The 3,215-nt window shown below is 70.3% G+C and carries 4 protein-coding genes; 1 reads left to right on the forward strand and 3 read right to left on the reverse strand.

Annotated elements, in window-relative coordinates:
* On the forward strand, positions 1-243 hold a 243-nt coding region (locus tag JSV65_00095), incomplete at its 5' end, for a peptidylprolyl isomerase (GenBank protein ID UCH34789.1).
* A gap of 141 nt (positions 244-384) precedes the next feature.
* Here JSV65_00095 and JSV65_00100 read toward each other — a convergent pair.
* From JSV65_00100 to tilS, 3 genes are all read right to left on the reverse strand, one after another.
* Positions 385-732: a hypothetical protein gene (locus tag JSV65_00100; GenBank protein ID UCH34790.1), complete on the reverse strand. Its 348-nt coding sequence runs from the start codon at positions 730-732 to the stop codon at positions 385-387.
* A gap of 134 nt (positions 733-866) precedes the next feature.
* Positions 867-1,967 (reverse strand): M24 family metallopeptidase, encoded by a 1,101-nt coding sequence (locus tag JSV65_00105; protein UCH34791.1) that lies wholly within the window; start codon positions 1,965-1,967, stop codon positions 867-869.
* A gap of 31 nt (positions 1,968-1,998) precedes the next feature.
* Positions 1,999-3,215, reverse strand: a 1,217-nt coding sequence (gene tilS / locus JSV65_00110; GenBank protein UCH34792.1) for a tRNA lysidine(34) synthetase TilS, incomplete at its 5' end; no start/stop codon positions are given.

A 3,215-nucleotide genomic window follows, 5' to 3' on the forward strand; every position in this document is an offset into this window, starting at 1 on the left:
GAACGGTCGCCGATCGCGCACGAGCGGGGAGTCATCGCGATGGCGCGCCTCTACGACGGGAGGCAGATGCTGCCGAACTCGGGCAGCACGCAGTTCTACATCTGCCTCCGCCCGGCGTCGCACCTGGACGACATGGGCTTCACATCCTTCGGCCGGGTGGTGGAGGGGCTCGACACGATCGACCGGATCGCCGTGGGAGACAAGATCGTGAAGGCGTCCGTGCTGATGCCGGGCGGCGAGTGAGCGTCGGCGACAGCGGCGCGCCTGTCGCGCGCTAGCATGCGGCACGCGTTCGCCGGCGGATGGGGTGTTCCACCCGCCGGCGTGCATTCTGTGTGCAGTCCAGCCAGCGCCGGTCCGGAGCGCTGCTCCTGCGCGGCGCTGCTACAAGTAGCGGTTGGCCGGGCAATCCTTGCAGTCCCGGCCGGGGCACGGGACGGCCTTGCCGCAGCCTGTCTTCACGGCCGGCTCCTCCGCGGGCTGCGCCCCCGGTTGGGCGGCAGGCTGTGCCTGAGCGGCGGCCGCTGTGCCATCCGCGACCGCCACGCTACCGGTGTGCGCCTGAGCAACCGGCGCCGGCTGCTCGACGTCGGCGACGGCGGGGCCGGCGGGCTGCGGGGCGACCTGGGTCTGCGGGCTGTGGGCCGCAGGGCCGCTGCTGAGGGATGCGGCAACGACAACAACCAGCACCAGGCCCAGTGTGAGCGCCAGTGGTGTAAGGAATCTCTTCATCCGGCAGCCTCCTCGTCACTCCTGAGTGTACCCACGATTCCAGACGAGGAGGCCGCGGCGCGATTCCGCGATGCGCACGACAAGGCCGGGGGTTCGTGCGTCTACCGCACCAAGATGTCGGGGCGCTCGAGCGGCTACCGCACGAGGATGTCGGGGCGCTCGAAGGTGAGCCCGGCCGCCGTCACCGTGAGAGAGGGGAACCCGGGCGAGGCGGAGATGATCTCGGGGCCGTCTGGCGCGGCGATGATGGTGTCCTCGGATTTGGTGCCTGTGATGGAAGGGTTCCAGGCGAAGGCCTGGTTGGGGTGGACGGGATCGTCGATCTCGGCGGTTGCGCGGTAGTCGCGCGGCCCGTAACCGGTTGGGCCGCCTTGATGGTGGAGCTTCCACTCGTCTTCATAGCCCTGAGCGGCATAGGCGTCGAGGCCGGTCTGGAAGACATCGCCGATCCGCGTGCCGGGCCGGGTGGCAGCGATGAAGGCGGCGTCAACGGCCGCGACGGCGCGGTGGCGCTTCTGGAGGTCTGCGGGAACCGGGCCGAAGTGGACGATGCGGGTGGCGGAGACGATCAGCCCGTGCTGCCGGCCGCAGACGACGAGCATGACGACGCGTCTGATCTCGTTGTCGGTGGGGATGGGATGGCGGTACTTCTTGAGGCGCTCGTCGGCGGCGACGAGGACGACGATGGGCTGGATGCCGCGGCGGAAGTGGGCGCCGGCGAGTGCGGCGGCCGCTTCGTGCTCGCTCATGCCGGGCTCGAGGTCCATGCACGCGTCTGCGATGGCGGCGCCGACGTCGGCGCCGAGGGCGCGGTAGCGGGCGACCTCGTCGGGGGTGAGGGAGGCGCGCAGGGCGGCGATGTCGGAGGCGCATTCGGTCACGCCGGGAAGGGATACATCTGCGGCGATCTTCTGTCCGCCCGCGAGGCGCGCGAGGGCCGGGGGCAGTGCATCGTCGGTCCAGGGGCTGATATCTTCGCCGAAGTCCTGTCCGGACAGCTCTTCCTCGAGCAGGCGCGGGCGTTCCACGTTGTTGGAGATGAGGATCCGACGGTCGCGCTGGACGAGGAGCGCGCCGACGCCGGCCTCCTGGGCGAGGCTCACGAAGCTGTTGCCGCCCGCGGTGAACCATGCGAAGTTGTCGGTGCGGGCCAGCAGCACGGCGTCGTAGCCGGCCGCATCCATGAACTCGATGAGCCGACGCTGCTTCTCTGCGGTCTCTGCGGCGAGTGACATTACGACCCTCCTGACTTCAGTCCACCTGACTCTAGTCCGCGCGACGAGCTTCGAGCCGGATTGTTCCTCGCGTTCGCTTGCGCACCTTGTGGCGATCGGAGATGCGGTATCCGACCACCCACACGATCTCTCCCTGGGAGAGCACGAGCGGTATGCGGCTTCGCTCCGCGCGCGGGACTTTGGCGTTCACGAAGAAATCCTGGAGCTTGACCGATCCCTTCATGCCGAAGGGGGTGAATCGGTCGCCGCGGCGGCGCGTCCGGACGGTGAGAGGGAGCGTGAGATCGCGCGCGTCCAGCAGGGCCGACATCGGGCTGGAGGGCGCGCGCCGGGCGCGGGAGCGCGCCGCGGTGAGGGATATCCCAAGCTCCTCGAGGGTGACTTCGCCCGGCACGGGTAGGCTCCACTCACGGCTCACGGCGGCGGCCGGTGGAGCGACGAGAGAGAGGACGACCTCGCCGTAGGTTCGCTCGCCGCGGATGCCGCCCGGCAACTCGACGGTGGCGCCCGTCCGCCCCGAGAGGGCGAGGTCCACGAGCGCCTCCACCCGTTCGAGTTCGATGTCGAGCTCGTCGCCCTTGAGCCGCGCGATTGCGGCCCGGAGCACGCGCCGCTGGAGGGCCTTCGGCAGCAGGGCCAGGAGCCCGCACGCGATGCCAAGCTCCCCCGGGCGCTGCGCGCCGACCTCTCTGAGAGCGTTGGCGGTCTGCACGGCCATGTAGTCGTTCTCGGCCCCCATGATGTCCGCGAGCCGGCAGAGGACAGCGTCCACCCGAGGCTGGACGGCGCGGAGCGCGGGCAGGATCTCGTGACGGATGCGGTTGCGCCGGAAGGCGCGGTCCAGGTTCGAGCTGTCCAGGCGGTAGTCGAGATCCTGGGCCTTGCAGTACGCCTCTACGTCGGACCTGGTCACGCCGAGGAGAGGCCGGATCAGCCTCCCCCTGACCGACGGGATGCCCGCCAGCCCGGTCGGGCCGGTGCCGCGGAGCAGGTTCATCAGGACCGTTTCCGCCTGGTCGTCGGCGGTATGTCCGGTGGCAATGCGGGAGGCGCTGGCGCGGTCGGCTGCTCGCTCGAGCAACTGGTACCTGAGGCTGCGGGCCGCGGTCTCGATGGACATCCGATGCTCGTCGGCGAAGGCGCGGACGTCCACGCGATGCTGGCTGAAGGGGACTCTCAGGGAGCGGGCGAGGGCTCCGGCGAATCCGGCGTCGGCGTCCGCTTCGTCGCCGCGCAGCCCGTGGTGCA

Source organism: Armatimonadota bacterium, assembly GCA_020354555.1.
In the GTDB taxonomy this organism is placed as follows: domain Bacteria; phylum Armatimonadota; class Hebobacteria.

What these genes read in the sequence shown, in the direction of transcription:
- JSV65_00105 (UCH34791.1), bottom strand. Translation starts at nt 1,967, where the DNA reads ATGTCACTCGCCGCAGAGACCGCAGAGAAGCAGCGTCGGCTCATCGAG.
- JSV65_00100 (UCH34790.1), bottom strand. Translation starts at nt 732, where the DNA reads ATGAAGAGATTCCTTACACCACTGGCGCTCACACTGGGCCTGGTGCTG.